This window comes from Citrobacter rodentium NBRC 105723 = DSM 16636 (genome assembly GCF_021278985.1).
Taxonomy (GTDB): domain Bacteria; phylum Pseudomonadota; class Gammaproteobacteria; order Enterobacterales; family Enterobacteriaceae; genus Citrobacter_A; species Citrobacter_A rodentium.
This window is the reverse complement of record NZ_CP082833.1, coordinates 3,932,657-3,952,855: the sequence shown is the minus strand read 5'-3', so window position 1 is coordinate 3,952,855 and position 20,199 is coordinate 3,932,657. Positions and strand designations below refer to the sequence as shown.

The window sequence follows — 20,199 nt, the reverse complement described above, 5'->3', positions numbered from 1 at the left end:
ATAAAACGGACTATAAACGCGTTGTTTTTATTGCAGGCGGCAATAACCCTGCTTTTTATCGCCGTATTTCCTGCTGTCACATGAAAATATAGCTGAAGGCATTACACTATTTCTTTATGTTGCGATGTAACATTACTGTGTGTTAAGTGTTTCTGATTCGATCTACTATTCAGAATGTGCGACGACGATCGTGATATTGTCATGCGTTAATTACCATAAGGATCAGCCTCATGGAGATGTATCTTAAAAGAATGAAAGACGAATGGGTCACGCTGGTTGAACAGACGGACCCGCAGATTCGCAGGCTCGCTTCTGAGATCGCGACGCGCCATGCGCATGACCTGAGCATTGAGTTTTATCGTATTGTGCTTGCCGATCCGCATGCTGAAGAATTTTTAAGTAATGAACAGGTTGAAAGACAGCTCAAACATGCGCTTGAAAAATGGATTGTCGATGTCCTTTCCAGCGGCGTGGAAGATGTCGAACGGCTGATAAAAGTCCAGCATACGGTTGCTGAAGTCCATGCGCGAATCGGTATTCCGGTTGAACTGGTGGAAATGGGATTTCGCGTGTTAAAGAAACTCCTCTATCCCATTATTATTGACGGCCACCATGACGCCAACGATAAACTGCTGATTTACCATTTCTCAATTAACAGCATCGATCTGGCGATGGAAGTGATGTCCCGGGCCTTTTCCTTTAGTGAAAGCAGCGCGGCGAAAGAGGATGAAAACTATCGTATTTTTTCGCTGCTGGAGAACGCCGAAGAAGAGAAAGAGCGGCAGATCGCTTCGCTGCTCAGCTGGGAAATGGATATTATCTATAAAATTATGCTCGACGCCGATTTTGGCAACAGCCTGCCGTTAAGCCAGGCTGACTTTGGGCTGTGGTTTAACCATAAGGGCCGACACTATTTCAGCGGCATCGCTGAGGTGGGCCATATTTCGCGTCTGATTCAGGATTTTGACGGCCTGTTTCTACAAAGCCGTGAAACGGCAAAGGCCCTGAGCAATAAAGCCGCGCGGGTCAAATTTCTGCTGCAGATCCGCAATACCGTTTCGCAGATTATTACCCTGCTCCGCGAACTATTTGAGGAAGTCTCCCGGCACGAAGTGGGCATGGATGTGCTGACGAAATTACTTAACCGCCGCTTTTTACCCACAATCTTTAAGCGGGAAATTGCCCACGCCAATCGTGCGGGTACGCCGCTCTCTATTCTGATTATCGACGTCGATAAATTTAAAGAGATAAACGATACCTGGGGACATAATACCGGCGATGAGATCCTCCGCCGGGTGTCGCAGGCTTTTTATGATAACGTTCGCAGTAGCGATTACGTATTCCGCTACGGTGGCGATGAATTTATTATCGTGCTTACCGAAGCGACCCAGGCGGATACCCTGCGCATCGCTGAACGTATTCGCCTGCGGGTTGAAAAAACCAAAATTAAGTCTCCTGACGGGGCAACTATTCCGCTCTCTTTATCGATTGGCGCCGCCATGTTTAATGGTCACCCGGATTACGAACGCTTAATTCAGATTGCCGACGAAGCGTTATATACCGCGAAGAGACAAGGCCGCAACCGCGTTGAACTCTGGAGTCCCGCTTCCTGACGTTGTTCCGGATGCAGAGGTAACTAATGAAACTAACCGACGTTAAAAATACCGGAGACAGCATATTCTTTCCCGCTCTTGAACAGAATATGATGGGCGCGGTGCTGATCAATGACAATGACGAGGTTTTATTTTTCAACCCGGCTGCGGAAAAACTATGGGGCTACAATCGTGATGAAGTGCTCGGCCAGAGTATTTCAAAACTGATCCCCCACGATCTGCGCGCGGCGCATCCTGATTATATTCGTCACAATCGCGAAGGCGGTAAACCCCGCGTTGAGGGGATGAGCCGGGAATTACAGCTGGAAAGAAAAGACGGCAGTAAAATCTGGACCCGTTTCGCCCTGTCAAAAGTCACCGTGGAGGGCAAAATTTTCTATCTGGCGTTTGTCCGCGATGCCAGCGTCGAGATGGAGCAAAAGGAACAAAAGCGCCTGCTGGTGCTGGCCGTCGACCACCTTGACCGCCCGGTGATTGTTCTCGATCATGAGCGGCGCATTGTCCAGTGCAACCGCGCGTTTACCGAAATGTTTGGCTACGGTATTCAGGATGCGGCGGGTCAGCAGCCGGACACCCTGCTCACCATTCCTGAAACCCCCGCCGATAACCGCCTGCGGTTAAAACAGCTGCTGTGGAAAACCGAACGCGACCAGGATGAGTTTCTGGCGTTGACGCGCGCCGGAGAAGCGATCTGGATCAAGGCCTCCATCAGCCCGGTTTATGACCCGCGCACCCGGCTACCTAACCTGGTAATGACCTTTTCCGATATCACCGAAGAGCGCCAGATCCGCCAGCTGGAAGGCAATATTCTGGCGGCGATGTGCGCCAGCCCGCCCTTTTATGAGATGGGAGAAATCATTTGCCGTAATATCGAAGCGGTGCTCAGGGATACCCACGTCTCGCTGTATGCGCTGAAAAATAACAGCCGACACTTCTGGGCAGCGTCGTCGAAGGAAAGCGAAAAGAAAAATATGAGCGTCTGGTCGTTGCCCCTCCGCCAGCGCGACGGTTCAGCGGCCGGTACGTTGACGATCAAAACCGTAAAGGGCAAAGAAACCAGCGCCTTTATCGAACGCGTGGCGGACATCAGTCAGCATCTTGCGGAGCTGGCGCTCGAACAGGAAAAAAGCCGCCAGCAGATTGAGCATTTGATGCAGTTTGATCCGCTGACCGGCCTGCCCAACCGCAATCATCTCCACGCCTGGCTTGATGAGTCTGTTGCGGCTAATCCGCAACATCCGCCCGTCGTCTTCCTGATTGCCGTTGACCATTTCCAGGAGGCCATCGACACGCTGGGCTACGCGCTGGCCGATCAGGTTTTGCTGCAGGCCATTAATAAAATTCGCGACCGGCTAAGGCCGGATCAGTATTTAAGCCGTATTGAAAGCACCCAACTGGTCCTGGTCAGCCATGACAGCGAAATGAGCAACATTACCCAGTTCGCCGATGAGCTGATTGCCATCGGCAACGAGGCGATTCTGTTTGACGATAAGCCCTTTCAGCTGACCTTCAGTATTGGAATCAGCTATGAGGCGGGCAAAGACCGCGACTACCTGCTTTCGACGGCGCACAATGCGATGGATTATATTCGTAAAGCGGGCGGTAACGGCTGGCAGTTCTTCAATCCGCAGATGAACCGCGCGGTAAAAGAGCGTCTGCAGCTGGGCGCCGCGCTGAAAAGCGCCATCGCCAGTAACCAGCTACGCCTGGTTTATCAGCCGCAAATTTTCGCCGATACCGGCGAGCTGTACGGTTTTGAGGCGCTGGCCCGCTGGCATGATCCGGTCCACGGCCATGTTCCGCCCAATCTTTTTATTCCGCTGGCCGAAGAGACAGGTGAAATTGAAAATATTGGCCACTGGGTGGTCAGGGAGGCGTGTCGCCAGCTGGCCGAGTGGCGCGCGATGTCGCTGAACATTCCGGCCTTGTCGGTCAATTTATCGGCCCTCCATTTTCGCAGCAACCAGCTTCCCGACCAGGTTTCCGGGGCAATGGCTGAATTTGCTATTCCGGGTGAACAGCTGACGGTTGAGATCACGGAGAGCATGATGATGGAACAGGATAAGGAGATCTTCACGCGGATCGGCATTCTGCGCAATATGGGGGTGGGCCTGTCGGTGGATGATTTTGGCACCGGTTTCTCCGGTCTGTCACGACTGGTCAGCCTGCCGGTAACGGAATTAAAAATCGATAAAACCTTTGTTGATCGCTGCCAGACGGAAAAACGCATCCAGTCTTTGCTGGAGGCGATTATCAGCATCGGACAGCGTTTAAATCTGGTGGTGATTGCCGAAGGCGTGGAGACCAAAGCACAGTTTGAGATGCTGCGCGCGGCGCGCTGTCCGGTTATCCAGGGATACTATTTCGCCCGCCCCATTGCGGCGAACGAGATCCCCGCCTGGATGAACAGCTCCCTGCCGATGCATATCTGATTCTGTATTACGCGCTGTAGGCGCTTTTCAGGGTCTCTAACAGCGCCTGCGCGGCGGTGGAAAGTTTATGATGCGCTGAACGCAGTACGCCTACTCTGCGCTCAATAACCGGACCGTCCAGCGCCAGACACACCGCGCCAAGCTCCGTCATCTGCCGGTGACACAGCGCGGGCACCGCGCTACCGCCCAGTCCATTAGCGACCAGACGGCCAATAGTGACCAGTTGATGGCTTTCCAGCGCCACCTTCAGCGGGCGGCCGCTTTGCGCCAGCTGCTCTTCCAGCATCAGACGCACCGCGGAAGGCCGTTGCAGAGCGATAAAATCCAGGCTCAGCAGTTCGCGCCACGAAATACGTTCCCGCTCAGCGAAGCGGGAACCGGGCGGCACGATGGCGACAAAGCGATCCAGGCCAAGCGGCGTAAAGTGCAGATGGCCGGAGTAATCCGGCTCAAAGGCAATCCCCATCTCCACCCGCCCCTCGCTGACCATCTCAATAACCTGTTCGTTGATCACATCATGAACGGTGACGTTGATCCCCGCGTAGCGGTCGCGAAAGGTTTTCAGCGCCGGCGGCAGAACGTTTGCCGCAAAGGAGGGCATTGCCGCCACCGATACCTTTCCCCGCTGTAGCGTAAAGCGCTGGCGCATCGCTTCTTCGGTGTTATCCCAGTCGGCAATAAGCTGGCGGGCCATCGTCAGCAGCGTTTCTCCCTCCTGGGTCAGCGTGACCTTCCGCGTCGTCCTTAACAGCAATGGCCCGCCTAACGACTCTTCCAGACCTTTAATCGTCAGACTCAGCGCCGGCTGGGATATATTCAACCGCTCGCTGGCATGGGCGAAATTCAGAGTGTGAGCTACCGCTAAAAATGCGCGTAACTGTTTGATGCTCATTCTCATTTTGCTGACCATTAACTGATTGAATACATTTAATTAACATGGCATTGATAAAAAAAACAAATGAGTGAGTCACAAATTTAAAATTAACAAATCATTTTTGCCCGCTAATGATGTCGGCAACGACAACTGAAGGGGCAACACTATGTCTGGACTGGATAAACGGGTCGCCACGTATCAGGAGGCGCTGGACGGCCTTAGCGACAACATGACGCTACTGGCTGGCGGCTTCGGTCTGTGCGGCATTCCGGAAAACCTGATTGCGGAAGTCCGTCGCCGCGAAGTCAGAGGGCTGACGGTGGTTTCCAACAACTGCGGCGTGGATGGCTTCGGGCTTGGCGTACTGCTGGAAACCCGTCAGGTACGCAAGGTGATCGCCTCCTATGTGGGCGAAAACGCTCTCTTTGAGCAGCAGGTGCTGAGTGGCGAACTGGAGGCGATTCTGACGCCGCAGGGCACGCTCGCCGAGCAGCTGCGGGCTGGCGGCGCCGGTATCCCCGCCTTCTTCACGGCCACTGGCTACGGTACGCCAGTGGCCGAAGGCAAAGAAGTGCGCGAATTCAACGGGCGCGCCTGCATCCTGGAGCGCGCCATTACCGGCGATTTCGCGCTGGTCAAAGGCTGGAAGGCCGACTGGTACGGCAACGTCATCTATCGCCATACCGCACAAAATTTCAATCCCCTGATGGCCGCCGCCGGGCGCATTACGGTGGTGGAGGTTGAAGAGATCGTCGCTCCCGGTGAGCTGGACCCCGCCGCCATTCATACCCCCGGCATTTTCGTTGACCGCCTGATCCAGGGGCAGTTTGAAAAACGTATTGAACAGCGCACGCTGCGCAGCTAAGGAGCCTGACCATGTTAACGCGTGAACAGATGGCCATGCGCGTGGCCCGTGAGCTGCGCGACGGCTATTACGTCAACCTCGGGATCGGCATTCCGACCCTGGTGGCGAATTACATCCCTGACGGCATCGACGTTATGTTGCAGTCGGAAAACGGTCTGCTGGGCATGGGAGCATTCCCCACGGAAGACGAGCTTGATGCCGACATGATTAACGCGGGCAAGCAGACAGTTACTGCGCGTAAAGGGGCGGCAATTTTCGACTCCGCTCAGTCGTTCGCCATGATCCGCGGCGGCCACGTCGATCTGACCGTGCTTGGCGCGTTCGAAGATGAGCCGGAGACGCCGGACAATATCAATTTGCCGAACCCGCTTATCGCCATTTCGCCGCTGATCGCAGTTGGCGTGCTCAACCTGATGTTTACCCGCTGGATCCCGGTCTGGTACGGCAGCAGCCATCAGCTCGATCTGCCGGGGCTTGCCGCGCCGGTGATCACGGACATCAGCAAGATTACCGCTATCTGGGCCGTTGAGGCGGCGCTGGTGTCGGGGATCCTGCTGGTGGCGATTTTCGGCTGGCGTAATATCCGCGGCGACTGGCGGAAGGCAGCAGAACCGCGGTGGGCGGGGCCATTCTGGCAGCCATGAATACCGCCTCCGAGTACGGTTTCGGCGCCGTGATCGCCGCCCTTCCCGGTTTTCTGGCACTCGCCAGGGGGCTGTCGGCAATCCCCAATCCGCTGCTGAATGAGGCGATCAGCATTACCACCCTCGCCGGGATCACCGGTTCAGCGTCCGGCGGGATGAGCATTGCGCTGGCGGCCATGTCGGATACTTTTATAGCTGCGGCCAACGCCGCCAACATTCCGCTGGAGGTTCTGCACCGCGTGGCTTCAATGGCCAGCGGCGGAATGGACACGCTGCCGCATAACGGCGCGGTGATCACGTTGCTCGCCATTACCGGACTGAGTCACCGTCAGGCCTACGGCGGCATCTTCGCCATCACCCTGATTAAAAGCCTGGCGGTACTGTTTGTCATCGGTGTGTTCTATACCACCGGCATTGTCTGAGGAGAAGAATAATGAATTTGGACGGAAAAACGGCGCTGATTACCGGTTCCACCAGCGGAATTGGCTTAGGTATCGCCAGCGTGCTGGCCAGCGCGGGGGCGCAGATCGTGCTTAACGGTTTTGGCGACGTGGAGGCGGCCAAAGACGCTATCTCCGCCCGTGGCGCGGTCGCAGGCTATCACGGCGCCGACCTCAGCGACGCCGGGCAGATTACTGAGATGATGCGTTACGCCGAAAGCGAGTTCGGCGGCGTGGATATTCTGATCAATAACGCTGGCATTCAGCATGTCTCGCCGGTGGAAACCTTTCCTCCGGAGAAATGGGATGCGATTATCGCCATTAACCTCTCTTCCGTGTTTCACACGACCCGCCTGGCGTTACCGTGGATGCGCGAGCGCAACTGGGGGCGGATTATTAACATCGCCTCGGTGCATGGTCTGGTGGCGTCAAAAGACAAAGCGGCCTATGTTGCCGCCAAGCATGGCGTGGTGGGATTAACCAAGACTATCGCTCTTGAGACGGCGCAGACCGGTATCACCTGCAACGCGCTGTGTCCCGGCTGGGTGCTAACGCCGCTGGTTCAGCAGCAGATCGACAAACGAATAGCAGAGGGCGCAGATCCTGACGTTGCACGCGATGCGCTGCTGGCAGAAAAACAGCCGTCACGGGAGTTTGTCACGCCGGATCAACTGGGCGAGCTGGCGCTGTTTTTATGTTCCGATGGCGCGGCGCAGGTACGCGGCGCCGCGTGGAATATGGATGGAGGTTGGGCGGCGCAGTGAGTATGTGAACGTTGCCCGCTGGCGTTTTGCGTAGCGGGCGGGGTCTGGTCGGATAAGGCGTACCGGTTTTTATGCGTTCAACTGATAATCAAGGGTGATTTCCGCCTTCAGCACCTGCGACACCGGGCAACCGGCCTTCGCCTTCTGGATGATGCCATCGAAGGTGTTCGCATCAATGCCCGGCACTTTCACTTCGCTGTGCAGCGCAATTTTAGTAATAGCGAAACCGGCGTCGACTTTATCCAGCGATACATCGGCGGTGGTGTCGATGGCGTCAGGGGTAAAGCCCGCTTCGCCAAGCATCAGCGACAGCGCCATTGAAAAACAGGCGGCATGGGCCGCGCCGATAAGCTCTTCCGGGTTAGTGCCTTTTTCGCCCTCGAAGCGGGTATTAAAGCCATACGGCTGTTGACTGAGCACGCCGCTCTCGGTGGAGACGGTGCCTTTTCCGCGTTTAATGTCGCCTTCCCAGTGTGCCTGACCTTTTTTATGGATTGTCATTGTTGCTCTCCTGTTGGCTTAAAAAAGCAAGTATAGACCATGAATTGCCATCCTGATGAAATAGTAATAGCCAGCCGGAACGCTATTTCAGTTAAAACCTCCAGCCTGTGCAGAGTAAATTACAGCCCCTTTGTCGGACGATGAAATATTTATTAAAAGCACATTTACGATAAAATTATCGCACAATTAAAACCTGTTAAATCAGGATATTAAAATAAAAATTACTGCTTTCAGGAGTTTTCTGAACCACAGCGATAAAATTATTTGCCATGCTGAATGTGAATTAAATTTCTGCGAGCCGTACTTACTTATAAATACATCGACACGGAGGCACCATTATGTTTACTTATTACTCAGCAAATACCTCAACCGCACAACCGGCACTGGTTCATGCCATTGAGCAAGGTCTCCGCGCAGAACGTGGCGCTGTCACCGAAGATGACATTTTAATGGAGCTGACCAAATGGGTGGAAGCAACCGACAATGACATCCTCAGTGACATCTACCAGCAAACAATCAATTATGTCGTCAGCGGCCAGCACGCTTCCCTGTAAAGTGCTATGCTGTTACCGCAACCTAAGGGGTTACGTTTCTTTCGCATTAGCGAAATTTCCTTAAAACCAGCAACAGGATTGAGGAGTTAAAATGAAATCGAACCGTCAGGCCCGTCATATTCTTGGACTGGACCATAAAATATCCAATCAGCGCAAAATAGTGACTGAAGGCGATAAATCCAGCGTGGTGAACAACCCTACCGGCAGAAAACGCCATCCGGACAGCAAAAAGTAACCACACCGCCTGAATCTGACGATAAACACCATCGCAACCGCGATGGTGTTTTTGTTTCCGGGGCGGCAGATGCTTTATACTCTCTGCCCGATGCCCTGGCATAACGGCAAAGTATTATAAAAGGCGCCAGGGACGGAAATTCAAAAAAGAGCGAGTCATATGGAAACCAAAAGCAAAAAAATGCGTTCCCTTTATATCCCTTACGCTGGCCCGGTACTGCTGGAATTCCCCCTGCTGAACAAAGGGAGCGCTTTCAGCATGGAAGAACGTCGTAACTTCAACCTGCTGGGGCTACTGCCGGAAGTGGTCGAGACAATTGAAGAACAGGCGGAACGCGCCTGGATTCAGTATCAGGGCTTCAAAACCGAAATTGATAAGCACATCTACCTGCGCAATATTCAGGACACCAACGAAACCCTGTTCTACCGCCTGGTCAATAACCACCTCGATGAGATGATGCCGGTCATCTATACCCCGACGGTCGGCGCGGCCTGTGAGCGTTTCTCGGAAATTTATCGTCGCGCGCGCGGCGTGTTCATCTCGTATCAGAACCGCCACAACATGGACGATATCCTGCAGAACGTGCCGAACCACAACATTAAAGTGATTGTGGTCACCGACGGCGAACGTATTCTGGGTCTTGGCGATCAGGGGATCGGCGGGATGGGCATTCCTATCGGTAAGCTGTCGTTGTACACCGCCTGCGGCGGCATCAGCCCGGCTTACACGCTGCCGGTGGTGCTGGACGTCGGCACCAACAACCAGCAGTTGCTCAACGATCCGCTGTATATGGGCTGGCGTAACCCGCGCATCACCGACGATGAGTATTACGAATTTGTCGATGAATTTATCCAGGCGGTGAAGCATCGCTGGCCGGATGTGCTGTTGCAGTTCGAAGATTTCGCGCAGAAAAACGCGATGCCGCTGCTTAACCGCTATCGCAATGAAATCTGTTCTTTCAACGACGACATCCAGGGCACCGCGGCGGTTACCGTCGGGACGCTGATTGCCGCCAGCCGGGCGGCGGGCAGCCAGCTCAGCGAGCAGAAAATCGTGTTCCTCGGCGCAGGCTCCGCCGGTTGCGGCATTGCCGAGCAGATCATTGCCCAGACGCAGCGTGAAGGCTTAAGCGAAGAAGCGGCGCGGCAGAAAGTGTTTATGGTGGATCGCTTCGGTCTGCTGACCGACCAGATGCCGAACCTGCTCTCCTTCCAGACGAAGCTGGTGCAAAAGCGTGAGAATCTGAAGACGTGGGACACCGACAGTGAAGTGCTGTCGCTGCTGGACGTGGTGCGTAACGTTAAACCGGATATTCTGATTGGCGTCTCCGGGCAAACCGGTCTGTTTACTGAAGAGATCATCCGCGAGATGCACAAGCACTGTCCGCGTCCCATCGTCATGCCGCTGTCAAACCCGACTTCACGAGTGGAAGCCACGCCGCAGGATATTATCGCCTGGACCGAAGGCAATGCGCTGGTCGCAACCGGCAGTCCGTTTGCCCCGGTGGTCTGGAAGGATAAAATTTACCCTATCGCCCAGTGTAACAACGCCTATATTTTCCCGGGTATCGGCCTTGGGGTGATCGCCTCCAGCGCGGCGCGTATAACCGATGAGATGCTGATGTCGGCCAGCGAAACGCTGGCGCAGTACTCGCCGCTGGTGCTCAACGGTGAAGGACTGGTGCTGCCGGAGCTGAAGGATATTCAGACCGTCTCCCGCGCCATCGCTTTCGCCGTCGGCAAAATGGCGCAGCAGCAGGGCGTGGCGGTGAAAACCTCCGCTGAGGCGCTGCAGCAGGCCATTGACGATAACTTCTGGCGCGCGGAATACCGCGACTATCGCCGCACCTCTATCTGACTCTTTGCCCGGTGGCGCTTGCGCTTACCGGGCCTACGCTTTTGCGAACCGCGTTCCGGTCTTCATAACATCTACTTTTCGCTTTTACCCTTCCCTTCGATAATTCACCTCATCAACGAAAATATGTTGCGTTTAGCGGAACAACAGTGTTAGTGTTCCCCTTGAAGGAACAAGGATGATTTAAATGATTATGAATTTCCGACACAAAGGATTACGTGACCTGTTTCTTCATGGGCAAACGTCAGGCGTTATGACTCAGCACGTTCGCCGCTTAAGGCACCGTCTGGCGGTCATCGATGCCGCCTGCCGGATTAGCGATATTGATATGCCTGGCTACCGGCTTCATCAGTTGTCGGGCGAGCGGGACGGTGTCTGGGCGATATCCGTTTCAGGTAACTGGCGCATCACTTTTGAATTCATCAATGGCGACGCGTATATATTGAATTACGAGGATTATCACTGATGAAAATGGCAAACCATCCCCGTCCAGGGGAGATCATTCAGGAAGCGCTGGATGAACTGAACGTTAGCTTGCGTGAATTTGCCAGAGCGATGGAAATCGCCCCCTCAACCGCCAGCCGTCTGTTAACCGGCAAGGCCGCGCTCACGCCGGAAATGGCCATCAAATTGTCGGTGGTGATCGGCAGTTCGCCGGAAATGTGGTTGAATCTGCAAAATGCCTGGAGCCTGGCGGAAGCAAAGAAAAGCGTGGATATCTCACGCCTGCGTAAGCTGGCAGTACAGTAAGCATAATGGCTACGGTTTTGCCTGGCCGGACAGGCGTAAGCGCTATCCGGCGTTTGATTATTGCTGCGGGCGTTTTTCCTTCCACGCATCCCAGGCCTGTTTGATCTCCTGCTTCGCCGTTGCCGCGTCGTTAAAGCCGTTCAACTCCACCTTCTTGCGACCTTCCGGTAAGTCTTTATAAACGCGGAAGAAGGCTTCCAGACGCTGCACTTCAATCTTCGGCAGGTCGCTGATCTCTTTAATGACGTCATAAGTGGGATCAATCTTGCTTGCCGGCACCGCGACGATTTTGTCATCTGTATCGCCGCCATCGATCATCTTCAGTACGCCGATAGCGCGCAGTTTGATCAGCGTCCCTGGCGCCATCGGCGCGCGGGTGTAAAAAATCACGTCCAGCGGGTCGCCGTCGCCTGCCAGAGACTGGGTGAGCGATCCGTAGTTAGCCGGATAGGCAACCGGCATCGACTGGAAACGGTCAGCGACGATAAAACCGGTATTCGCGTCGGTTTCATATTTAATGATGCCGCCCGCGGGAATTTCCGTTACCGCATAAAACTCCTCCGGCGCGTTATCCGGCTGCGGGAACTCAAGTATGTTCTGCGCCTGTACCGACGCGGACAGCAGGACGCTTGCAGCAAACCATTTTTTCAGCAGAAGCATTGTCGTGTAACTCTTCGGTTATTTGTGAAGACAACACCTTACGTACAGCCAGTGACAGATATATGACATTTTTATGGCAAAAAAAAGGCGCGACCGCAGTCACGCCTTGTTGTGCGATGAGGGGGTTAACTTAGCCCTTCCTCACTCTCTTTTTTCGCTTCGGCCTTCTCAACCTGGCGATACCAGCGCGGATGGTGTTTCTTCGCCCAGCGGCGGCTCACCTTCCCTTCAATCATCCCTTTGATCGATCCCTTCACCCAGAATGCCATATACATATGGATGAGGATGGCGTGCATCAGAATAATGCCCGCCGCCGCGTGGATCAGCAGGCTGTAACGCACCACCTGCATCGGGAAGAACTGCGCAAAGTAAGGACGCCAGATAATCACCCCGGTGACCAGCAGCACGAAAATCATGCTCATAATCGACCAGAACATCATTTTCTGCCCGGCGTTGTACTTGCCGACGTCCGCCACTTTGTGCTCATTACCCTTCAGCACTTCGACGATGTTTTTCAGCCACGGAATATCTTTCTTATCCGGGATGTTGTGATGCTCAAAGCGCACAAACATGAACATCAGGGCAATGAAGATCGCCACGCCGAAGAACGGATGCAGAATGCGCCCCATCTGCGGCGTGCCGAAGGTCTGCGTCAGCCATTGCAGGGTCGGGAAGAAAAACGATATTCCCGACAGCGCCACCAGGAAGAAGCAAATCACCACCGTCCAGTGACAGGCGCGATCGATAAACTTCGTGCGCACAATCATTTTTGACTTACTCATGATGCTCCTCCTCGTCATCGTCCACTTCCTTGTTCGGGCCAATACCAATGTAGTGATAGATAAGCCCGGCGAAGGTGGCGATAAAGCCAGCAGCGGCTAACGGTTTCAGCGCCCCTTTCCACAGATTGATTGAGGTGTCGACCTTCGGTTCGTTCGGCAGACCGTGATACAGCTCCGGCTGATTCGCATGATGCAGAACGTACATCACGTGCGTGCCGCCGACGCCCTGCGGGTTATAAATCCCGGCGTGCTCATAGCCTCGCGCTTTCAGCTTTTTGACGCGCTGCTCGCCCAGTTCCAGCATCTCTTTTTTGGTGCCGAAATGGATAGCCCCGGTCGGACAGGTTTTCACACAGGCTGGCTCCTGGCCGACGCTGACGCGATCGACGCAGAGTGTACATTTATAGACGCGGTTATCCTCTTTATTGAGGCGCGGCACGTTAAACGGACACCCGGCGATGCAGTAGCCGCAGCCGATGCAGTGCTCGGACTGAAAATCGACGATCCCGTTGGCGTACTGGATGATCGCCCCGGCGGACGGACACGCTTTCAGACAGCCCGGATCCTCACAGTGCATACAGCCGTCTTTGCGGATCAGCCACTCCAGCTTGCCGTTCTGCTCGGTTTCGCTAAAGCGCATCACCGTCCAGGACTTGGCGCTGAGATCGGCGGGATTATCGTACACCCCGACGCAGTGCCCCACTTCGTCACGAATGTCGTTCCACTCAGAGCAGGCTACCTGGCAGGCTTTACAGCCTACGCAGGAGGAGACATCAATGAGCTTGGCGACTTCGGCCTTGTAATCACGCGCCCGCGGAGGCGGCGTGATGGAGTTTGTTGCGGACTGTTTAATAATGTCCTGCGTTTCCAAAGACATATGCTCGCCCCCTTACGCCTTCTCGATGTTAACTAAAAACGCTTTGTACTCCGGCGTTTGCGAGTTGGAGTCACCGACGTTTGGCGTCAGGGTATTGGCGATATAGCCTTTGCGCGCCACCCCTTCAAAGCCCCAGTGCAGCGGGATACCGACGGTTTCAACCTGCTGACCGTTGACGTTCAGCGTGCGCAGACGGCGCGTGACGACCGCAACCGCACGGATAAACCCGCGCTTGCTGCTTACCGTGACGCGATCGCCATTGGTGATGCCTTTGGCCGCCGCCAGCGTCTCGCTGATTTCCACAAACTGTTCCGGCTGTGCGATAGCGTTCAGCAGCGCGTGCTTGGTCCAGGTGTGGAAGTGCTCGGTCAGGCGATAGGTGGTGCCGACATACGGGAACTTATCCTTCTTACCTAAGCGCAGCACGTCGTCCTCATAGATACGCACGACCGGACTGGAGACCACGTTCGGATGCAGCGGGTTAGTGCCCAGCGGCGTTTCCATTGGCTCGTAGTGTTCCGGGAACGGTCCTTCCGCCAGTTTATCCAGCGCGAACAGGCGACCAACGCCTTCCGGCTGCATAATGAACGGACCGGTTTTGCTTCCCGGCGGCGCGGTATTGAAGTCCGGAATATCGTTACCCGTCCACTTCGCCCCGTTCCACTGGATCAGCATCCGCTTCGGATCCCACGGTTTGCCGTTGATATCCGCGGAGGCGCGGTTATACAGCACGCGACGGTTGAGCGGCCACGCCCAAGCCCAGCCCAGCGTATTGCCCAGCCCTGACGGGTCGGCATTGTCGCGGTTAGCCATCTGGTTGCCCTGCTCGGTCCAGCTGCCGGTGTAGATCCAGCAGGAGGACGAGGTGGTGCCGTCATCGCGTAGCTGGGCGAAGCTGCTCAGCAGTTGCCCTTTCTTCGCAATCAGCACGCCGTTAGCGTCGTAGAGATCGGCCAGCGCGTAGCCGTTGTTCTCTTTCGCCACTTCTTCCGATTCCGGATGGTCAGGCTGTTTGTAGCTCCAGCGCATTTTGAGCAGCGGTTCTGCGCCTTTACCGCCTTCTGTGCGATACATCTCGCGCAGGCGGTGGTAAATCCCGGCCAGAATTTCGCCGTCGTTACGCGCTTCGCCCGGTGCGTCCTGACCTTTCCAGTGCCACTGCAGCCAGCGGCCAGAGTTAGCGATTGAGCCATCCTCTTCCGCAAAGCAGGTGGACGGCAGACGGAACACTTCGGTCTGAATGGACGCCGGATCGACATCGTTCGACTCGCCGTGGTTCTGCCAGAACGTTGAGGTTTCGGTTACCAGCGGGTCGATCACCACCATGAACTTCAGCTTGCTCAGGCTGCGCACTACTTTGTTTTTGTCCGGGAAGGAGGCAACCGGGTTAAAGCCCTGACAAATGTAGCCAGTGACTTTTCCGCTATCCATCATGTTGAAGTATTTGATGACGTCATAGGCCTGGTCCCACTTCGGCAACCAGTCAAAGCCCCAGTCGTTCTCTTTCTGCGCATCGTCGCCATAGAATGCTTTCATCAGGCTGACGGCAAACTTCGGATAGTTGCTCCAGTAGTTGACCTGATCGGCCTGCGTCGCTTTTGGTGTGTTGGCGTTAAGCCAGCTCTGCCAGTCGCTGTGCTTTTCTGACGGCAGCGTCAGGTAGCCTGGCAGACTGGTTGAAAGCAGACCGAGATCGGTTAAACCCTGAATGTTAGAGTGACCGCGCAGGGCGTTTACGCCGCCGCCAGCCATCCCCATATTGCCAAGCAGCAACTGGATCATCGCCATCGTGCGGATGTTCTGCGCGCCTACGGTATGCTGCGTCCAGCCCAGCGCGTACAGGAAGGTCGTGGTCCGGTCCGCGGCGCTGGTAGAGGCCAGCACTTCACACACTTTCAGGAAGTCGGCTTTCGGCGTACCGCAGATGTTTTCGACCACCTCCGGCGTATAGCGGGAAACGTGTTGTTTCAGCAGGTTCCAGACGCAACGGGGATGTGACAGGGTTTCATCGCGTCTGGCAAAGCCGTTTTCATCGAACTGGTAGTTCCAGGATGATTTATCATACTGGCGCTTGTCCGCGTCATAACCGCTGAATAAACCGTCTTCAAAAGCAAAATCATCCCGCACCAGCAGGCTGGCGTTGGTGTAGTGCTTAACGTATTCAGCGTTGATTTTATTATTTTCGATCAGGTACAGTAGAACGCCGGACAGGAAGGTAATGTCCGTGCCGGAACGAATCGGCGCGTAAATATCCGCTACCGACGCTGTACGGGTAAAGCGTGGGTCAACAACAATCAGCGTAGCGTCGTTGTTGTTCTTCGCTTCCATCGCCCAGCGGAAACCCACCGGATGCGCTTCAGCGGCGTTGCCGCCCATCACCATCACGACGTTAGCGTTTTTAATATCAACCCAGTGGTTGGTCATCGCACCGCGACCAAATGTTGGAGCAAGACTTGCTACCGTTGGTCCGTGTCAGACGCGCGCCTGGTTGTCTACCGCCAGCATGCCGAGCGAGCGCACGAATTTTTGCGTCAGCATACCGGTTTCATTACTGGCGGCGGAAGCGCACAACATCCCGGTGGAAAGCCAGCGGTTTACCGTTACGCCCTGCTCGTTCTTTTCAATAAAGTTGGCGTCACGGTCAGCTTTCATTAATTTTGCAATGCGGGAGAAGGCTTCATCCCAGCTGATACGTTGCCATTTATCAGAACCTGGCGCGCGATATTCCGGGTAACGCAGACGGTTTTCGCTATGGACGTAGTCCAGCAGCCCTGCGCCCTTTGGACATAAGGCTCCGCGACTGACCGGATGATCCGGATCGCCTTCGATATGGTAAATCGCTTCCTTCGTATTTTTTGCTCCATCACCCAGGCTATACATTAATAGCCCGCAACCTACGGAACAGTATGTGCAGGTGTTTCGGATCTCTTTTGCGCGTAACAGCTTATAATTACGCGCCTGAGCCAGTGCCATTTTGGGAGTGAATCCCAGCGCAGCCACTGTGGTTCCGGCCATACCGCCCGCGCAGATTTTAAAAAATTTTCTGCGGCTGACGTCCATTGCTTTCCTCTTTTTTCCAGAGTGGTATACACAAGGTCATTTATGCCGCATCGCAGCAACAAAAAATGACGTGTATAAACTTCGCGAGGAAACTAACAGCAATACCCATAATTTTTTTGCGTCAAATCAATAACGAAACGGTTCCGCTACTAAATAGTTCCTTTTGTTGTTTTTATATACCACTATAGTGGTAATTCCCTTTCAGTATTTGCCTGGCATTTCCTGTCGGAAAAGTGCTATAAATTTCAGCTTCTTTTTTTGATAGTTCTGGAAACGGCATAGCGCATGACAAGACAAAAAGCGACGCTCACTGGACTCATCGCCGTTGTTTTATGGAGCACGATGGTGGGCTTAATTCGCGGCGTCAGTGAAGGGTTGGGTCCGGTGGGCGGCGCGGCGGCAATTTATTCCCTGAGTGGCCTGCTGCTGATATTTACCGTCGGTTTTCCCGATATTCGCCGCTTTCCTGTTGGTTATTTAATCGCCGGTAGCGTCCTGTTTGTCAGCTACGAAATTTGCCTTGCGCTCTCGCTCGGCTATGCCGCTACGCGTCATCAGGCGATTGAGGCGGGCATGGTCAATTATTTGTGGCCAAGCCTGACCATTTTATTCGCCATTTTGTTTAACGGTCAAAAAACCAACATGGCGATAGTGCCGGGATTACTGCTGGCATTAACCGGAGTATGCTGGGTGCTTGGCGGGGAAAACGGTTTACATCCTGCCGAAATAATCAACAATATTACCGGTAGTCCACTAAGCTATTTCCTCGCGTTTCTCGGCGCGTTTATCTGGGCGGCTTACTGCACGGTTACCAATAAATATGCGCGCGGTTTTAACGGCATTACGCTGTTCGTTTTACTTACTGCCCTGAGCTTGTGGGTGCACTATTTTATCTCTCCCCAGCCCGAAATGATTTTCAGTACTCCGGTGGTGATTAAACTTTTTTCCGCGGCTCTAACGCTGGGATTCGCCTATGCCGCATGGAACGTTGGCATTCTGCATGGCAACGTGACGGTGATGGCGGTCGGCTCCTATTTCACCCCCGTTCTCTCCTCGGCGCTGGCAGCTATCCTGCTGAGCGCCCCGCTCTCTTTTTCCTTCTGGCAGGGGGCGATAATGGTCTGCGTCGGTTCGCTTCTGTGCTGGTGGGCGACGCGCCGGGGATAAATTCGTAGCCGGATCGTTCTTTTTGCGTCGGTCCGGCTGTAACAGATTTTTCCCCGCCATTGCGTGATTCTGATTTTTTTTCTTTGCGCCTGTCAAAATAGTCAAACATGGTTTAGGCTTAATTTAACTTACCTGTGATTGACGTTTATTATTTAATGGCATGTTAAAATAATGTTAAAAATATGCAAAAAAACATCAATCTTAGGGAGTTTTTCAATAATCCCGCGCTGTATAATTAATACGAACAACTAACCATTAAGCAATTAATATCCTGCCAATAGTTAGCGTGAAATATATATTATTCATCTTTTTCTCACTGCGTAATTAATAAAAACAGTTCTAATTAAGTGATCTTAATCACACATCCAAAATTATCCTGCAATAACTTGAAACTTAATATTGAATTAGTGCTACCGCCTACTTTAAAAATAGCTTGCCATTGATGAGTAGCCTCGTTTAGCAGTGGCTTAGGAAACACATTAAGAAAATTATAAGGATTAACTAAATGAAACTTAAATTAGTTGCAGTGGCAGTGACCAGCCTGTTGGCAGCAGGCGTCGTTAATGCGGCAGAAGTGTACAACAAAGACGGCAACAAACTGGACCTGTACGGTAAAGTAACCGCTCTGCACTACTTCTCTGACAATAACGGTGATGATGGCGATAAAACTTATGCACGTCTGGGCTTCAAAGGCGAAACTCAGATTACCGATCAACTGACCGGTTTCGGCCAGTTTGAATATGAATTCAAGGGTAATAACGCAGAAACTGAAGGCACTAAAGGCAACAAAACTCGTCTGGCGTTTGCTGGCCTGAAATTCGGTGATTATGGTTCTTTCGACTATGGTCGTAACTATGGCGTAGCCTACGATGTCGGCGCATGGACCGACGTTCTGCCTGAGTTCGGTGGTGATACCTGGACTCTGACTGATAACTTTATGGCTGCTCGTACCACTGGTGTTGCAACCTACCGTAATACCGACTTCTTCGGCTTGGTTGAAGGTCTGAATTTCGCTGCTCAGTATCAGGGTAAAAATGACACCGCCAGCGCTACCTTCCCGAAAGGCCGCGACGTAGTGAAATCTAACGGCGACGGTTTCGGTATCTCTTCCAGCTATGAATATGAAGGCTTTGGCGTAAGCGCTGCCTACGCGAAATCTGACCGTACTGATGGTCAGATCGCATACGGTGATAACGAACTGAATGCTGCCGGTGAAAACGCTGAAGTCTGGGCCGCTGGTCTGAAATATGATGCGAACAACATCTACCTGGCAACCACCTACTCTGAAACCCGCAACATGACTGTGTTTGGTAACGATCACATCGCCAACAAAGCGCAGAACTTTGAAGTGGTTGCTCAGTATCAGTTTGACTTCGGTCTTCGTCCGTCCATCGCGTACCTGAAATCCAAAGGTAAAGACCTGGGCCGTTATGGTGACCAGGATCTGGTGGAATACGTTGACGTTGGTGCCACTTACTACTTCAACAAAAACATGTCCACCTACGTTGATTACAAAATCAACCTGATCGATGACAGCAACTTTACTGAAGCGGCTGGTGTAGGTACTGACAACATCGTTGCAGTGGGTCTGACCTACCAGTTCTGATTCGCTTAAATTCGAATTGAGCGGTACAAAAGCCAGCCCACTAAGGGCTGGCTTTTTCATAGCAGTGAAAACCGGTCATAAGGAGTATGCCGTGCAAACCTATACGGGATGTTGCCTCTGCGGTCAGAGCCATTTTACCGTCGATCTAAAATCTCTCGACGTCTATGCCTGCCACTGTACGCTGTGCCAGAAATGGTCCGGCGGCATTGCGATGTATCTGGAAGCCAGCGGGCATCCGATGATGGATCCCGATGCGCCGGAAGCCGCCTTTTACGCCTCATCTTCACGCAGTGAGCGCTATTTCTGTTCCGGCTGCGGTTCCCCGCTGTGGTTTAAGCTGACCGATCCCCTGCGCTACTTCATTCCGTGGACCTTACTGGAACTGAGCGAGTACGATCGCCGTCGGCTGATTCTCGCAGCGGAAATCTACACCGAAACGCAGCCGACCTTTTGCGGTCTGACCGGACAGTACGCGCGCCTGAGCGGTAAAGAGGTCGACGCGCTGGATATTACCCACTGAG

18 protein-coding genes and 2 pseudogenes are annotated in these 20,199 nt (G+C 53.7%); 14 read left to right on the top strand and 6 right to left on the bottom strand.

Translation table 11 applies throughout. The annotated features are described in order from the left end of the window. Positions 1–230: 230 nt before the first annotated feature. Positions 231–1,613 carry a diguanylate cyclase gene (locus K7R23_RS18715; RefSeq protein ID WP_012905807.1) on the top strand — a complete coding sequence of 461 codons (1,383 nt, stop codon included), beginning with the start codon at positions 231–233 and terminating at the stop codon, positions 1,611–1,613. A 26-nt stretch (positions 1,614–1,639) separates the two neighbouring features. Further along, positions 1,640–4,045, top strand: coding sequence for an oxygen-sensing cyclic-di-GMP phosphodiesterase DosP (dosP, locus tag K7R23_RS18710; RefSeq protein ID WP_012905808.1), 2,406 nt, complete (start codon positions 1,640–1,642; stop codon positions 4,043–4,045). A gap of 7 nt (positions 4,046–4,052) precedes the next feature. Here dosP and K7R23_RS18705 read toward each other — a convergent pair whose 3' ends face one another. Further along, entirely contained in the window at positions 4,053–4,943 is an 891-nt protein-coding gene (locus tag K7R23_RS18705) for a LysR family transcriptional regulator (protein WP_012905809.1), read from the bottom strand. A gap of 142 nt (positions 4,944–5,085) precedes the next feature. Here K7R23_RS18705 and K7R23_RS18700 point away from each other — a divergent pair, with 142 nt between their 5' ends. From K7R23_RS18700 to K7R23_RS18685, 4 genes and pseudogenes are all read left to right on the top strand, one after another. Then, a complete protein-coding gene (locus tag K7R23_RS18700) occupies positions 5,086–5,784 on the top strand; it encodes a CoA transferase subunit A (protein WP_012905810.1) in 699 nt (232 codons plus the stop codon). An 11-nt stretch (positions 5,785–5,795) separates the two neighbouring features. Continuing rightward, positions 5,796–6,110, top strand: a pseudogene (locus K7R23_RS18695) (CoA-transferase); the annotation flags it as partial. After that, a pseudogene (locus K7R23_RS18690) lies at positions 6,108–6,850 on the top strand (GntP family permease); the annotation flags it as partial. The pseudogenes K7R23_RS18695 and K7R23_RS18690, both read left to right, overlap by 3 nt. An 11-nt stretch (positions 6,851–6,861) precedes the next feature. Continuing rightward, the gene (locus K7R23_RS18685; protein WP_012905811.1) at positions 6,862–7,632 is read left to right on the top strand and encodes a 3-hydroxybutyrate dehydrogenase; all 771 of its coding nucleotides are present in this window, start codon (positions 6,862–6,864) and stop codon (positions 7,630–7,632) included. A gap of 69 nt (positions 7,633–7,701) precedes the next feature. On the opposite strand, the gene osmC is transcribed toward K7R23_RS18685, so the two are convergent. After that, positions 7,702–8,133, bottom strand: coding sequence for a peroxiredoxin OsmC (gene osmC, locus K7R23_RS18680; RefSeq protein WP_012905812.1), 432 nt, complete (start codon positions 8,131–8,133; stop codon positions 7,702–7,704). A gap of 338 nt (positions 8,134–8,471) precedes the next feature. Here osmC and bdm point away from each other — a divergent pair, with 338 nt between their 5' ends. The 5 genes from bdm (at position 8,472) to K7R23_RS18655 (ending at position 11,526) form a co-directional block, all read left to right on the top strand. Beyond that, a complete protein-coding gene (bdm, locus tag K7R23_RS18675; protein ID WP_012905813.1) occupies positions 8,472–8,687 on the top strand; it encodes a biofilm-dependent modulation protein in 216 nt (71 codons plus the stop codon). 91 nt (positions 8,688–8,778) lie between these two features. Then, a complete protein-coding gene (gene sra, locus K7R23_RS18670) occupies positions 8,779–8,922 on the top strand; it encodes a stationary-phase-induced ribosome-associated protein (protein WP_012905814.1) in 144 nt (47 codons plus the stop codon). Positions 8,923–9,081: 159 nt separating this feature from the next. Next, positions 9,082–10,779: a malate dehydrogenase gene (gene maeA / locus K7R23_RS18665; RefSeq protein WP_012905815.1), complete on the top strand. Its 1,698-nt coding sequence runs from the start codon at positions 9,082–9,084 to the stop codon at positions 10,777–10,779. A 184-nt stretch (positions 10,780–10,963) separates the two neighbouring features. Further along, positions 10,964–11,242, top strand: coding sequence for a type II toxin-antitoxin system RelE/ParE family toxin (locus K7R23_RS18660; protein ID WP_012905816.1), 279 nt, complete (start codon positions 10,964–10,966; stop codon positions 11,240–11,242). After that, entirely contained in the window at positions 11,242–11,526 is a 285-nt protein-coding gene (locus K7R23_RS18655; RefSeq protein WP_012905817.1) for a HigA family addiction module antitoxin, read from the top strand. The genes K7R23_RS18660 and K7R23_RS18655 overlap by 1 nt, the downstream gene beginning before the upstream one ends. Before the next feature lie 57 nt (positions 11,527–11,583). Here K7R23_RS18655 and K7R23_RS18650 read toward each other — a convergent pair whose 3' ends face one another. The 4 genes from K7R23_RS18650 to fdnG all read right to left on the bottom strand — a co-directional run bounded on the left by K7R23_RS18650 (position 11,584) and on the right by fdnG (position 16,905). After that, positions 11,584–12,186: an inorganic diphosphatase gene (locus K7R23_RS18650; RefSeq protein ID WP_012905818.1), complete on the bottom strand. Its 603-nt coding sequence runs from the start codon at positions 12,184–12,186 to the stop codon at positions 11,584–11,586. Positions 12,187–12,311: 125 nt separating this feature from the next. Next, complete coding sequence (gene fdnI / locus K7R23_RS18645) at positions 12,312–12,968, bottom strand: formate dehydrogenase-N subunit gamma (RefSeq protein WP_012905819.1); 657 nt, start codon at positions 12,966–12,968, stop codon at positions 12,312–12,314. Next, entirely contained in the window at positions 12,961–13,845 is an 885-nt protein-coding gene (gene fdxH, locus K7R23_RS18640; RefSeq protein WP_012905820.1) for a formate dehydrogenase subunit beta, read from the bottom strand. The genes fdnI and fdxH overlap by 8 nt, the downstream gene beginning before the upstream one ends. Before the next feature lie 12 nt (positions 13,846–13,857). Beyond that, positions 13,858–16,905, bottom strand: a complete 3,048-nt coding sequence (fdnG, locus tag K7R23_RS18635; protein ID WP_081442300.1) for a formate dehydrogenase-N subunit alpha — start codon at positions 16,903–16,905, stop codon at positions 13,858–13,860. 285 nt (positions 16,906–17,190) lie between these two features. Between fdnG and yddG the strand changes: the two genes are divergently transcribed. The 3 genes from yddG (at position 17,191) to K7R23_RS18620 (ending at position 20,198) form a co-directional block, all read left to right on the top strand. Next, positions 17,191–18,072, top strand: a complete 882-nt coding sequence (yddG, locus tag K7R23_RS18630; RefSeq protein ID WP_024132664.1) for an aromatic amino acid efflux DMT transporter YddG — start codon at positions 17,191–17,193, stop codon at positions 18,070–18,072. 505 nt (positions 18,073–18,577) lie between these two features. Next, the gene (gene ompC, locus K7R23_RS18625; RefSeq protein ID WP_012905823.1) at positions 18,578–19,678 is read left to right on the top strand and encodes a porin OmpC; all 1,101 of its coding nucleotides are present in this window, start codon (positions 18,578–18,580) and stop codon (positions 19,676–19,678) included. 91 nt (positions 19,679–19,769) lie between these two features. Next, complete coding sequence (locus K7R23_RS18620) at positions 19,770–20,198, top strand: GFA family protein (RefSeq protein WP_012905824.1); 429 nt, start codon at positions 19,770–19,772, stop codon at positions 20,196–20,198. The last annotated feature ends 1 nt before the right edge of the window (position 20,199 follow it).

Bases quoted from the DNA above. Each gene is read 5' to 3' on its own strand.
- K7R23_RS18715 (WP_012905807.1), top strand. From the start codon at position 231: ATGGAGATGTATCTTAAAAGAATGAAAGACGAATGGGTCACGCTGGTT.
- dosP (WP_012905808.1), top strand. From the start codon at position 1,640: ATGAAACTAACCGACGTTAAAAATACCGGAGACAGCATATTCTTTCCC.
- K7R23_RS18705 (WP_012905809.1), bottom strand. From the start codon at position 4,943: ATGAGAATGAGCATCAAACAGTTACGCGCATTTTTAGCGGTAGCTCAC.
- K7R23_RS18700 (WP_012905810.1), top strand. From the start codon at position 5,086: ATGTCTGGACTGGATAAACGGGTCGCCACGTATCAGGAGGCGCTGGAC.
- K7R23_RS18685 (WP_012905811.1), top strand. From the start codon at position 6,862: ATGAATTTGGACGGAAAAACGGCGCTGATTACCGGTTCCACCAGCGGA.
- osmC (WP_012905812.1), bottom strand. From the start codon at position 8,133: ATGACAATCCATAAAAAAGGTCAGGCACACTGGGAAGGCGACATTAAA.
- bdm (WP_012905813.1), top strand. From the start codon at position 8,472: ATGTTTACTTATTACTCAGCAAATACCTCAACCGCACAACCGGCACTG.
- sra (WP_012905814.1), top strand. From the start codon at position 8,779: ATGAAATCGAACCGTCAGGCCCGTCATATTCTTGGACTGGACCATAAA.
- maeA (WP_012905815.1), top strand. From the start codon at position 9,082: ATGGAAACCAAAAGCAAAAAAATGCGTTCCCTTTATATCCCTTACGCT.
- K7R23_RS18660 (WP_012905816.1), top strand. From the start codon at position 10,964: ATGATTATGAATTTCCGACACAAAGGATTACGTGACCTGTTTCTTCAT.
- K7R23_RS18655 (WP_012905817.1), top strand. From the start codon at position 11,242: ATGAAAATGGCAAACCATCCCCGTCCAGGGGAGATCATTCAGGAAGCG.
- K7R23_RS18650 (WP_012905818.1), bottom strand. From the start codon at position 12,186: ATGCTTCTGCTGAAAAAATGGTTTGCTGCAAGCGTCCTGCTGTCCGCG.
- fdnI (WP_012905819.1), bottom strand. From the start codon at position 12,968: ATGAGTAAGTCAAAAATGATTGTGCGCACGAAGTTTATCGATCGCGCC.
- fdxH (WP_012905820.1), bottom strand. From the start codon at position 13,845: ATGTCTTTGGAAACGCAGGACATTATTAAACAGTCCGCAACAAACTCC.
- yddG (WP_024132664.1), top strand. From the start codon at position 17,191: ATGACAAGACAAAAAGCGACGCTCACTGGACTCATCGCCGTTGTTTTA.
- ompC (WP_012905823.1), top strand. From the start codon at position 18,578: ATGAAACTTAAATTAGTTGCAGTGGCAGTGACCAGCCTGTTGGCAGCA.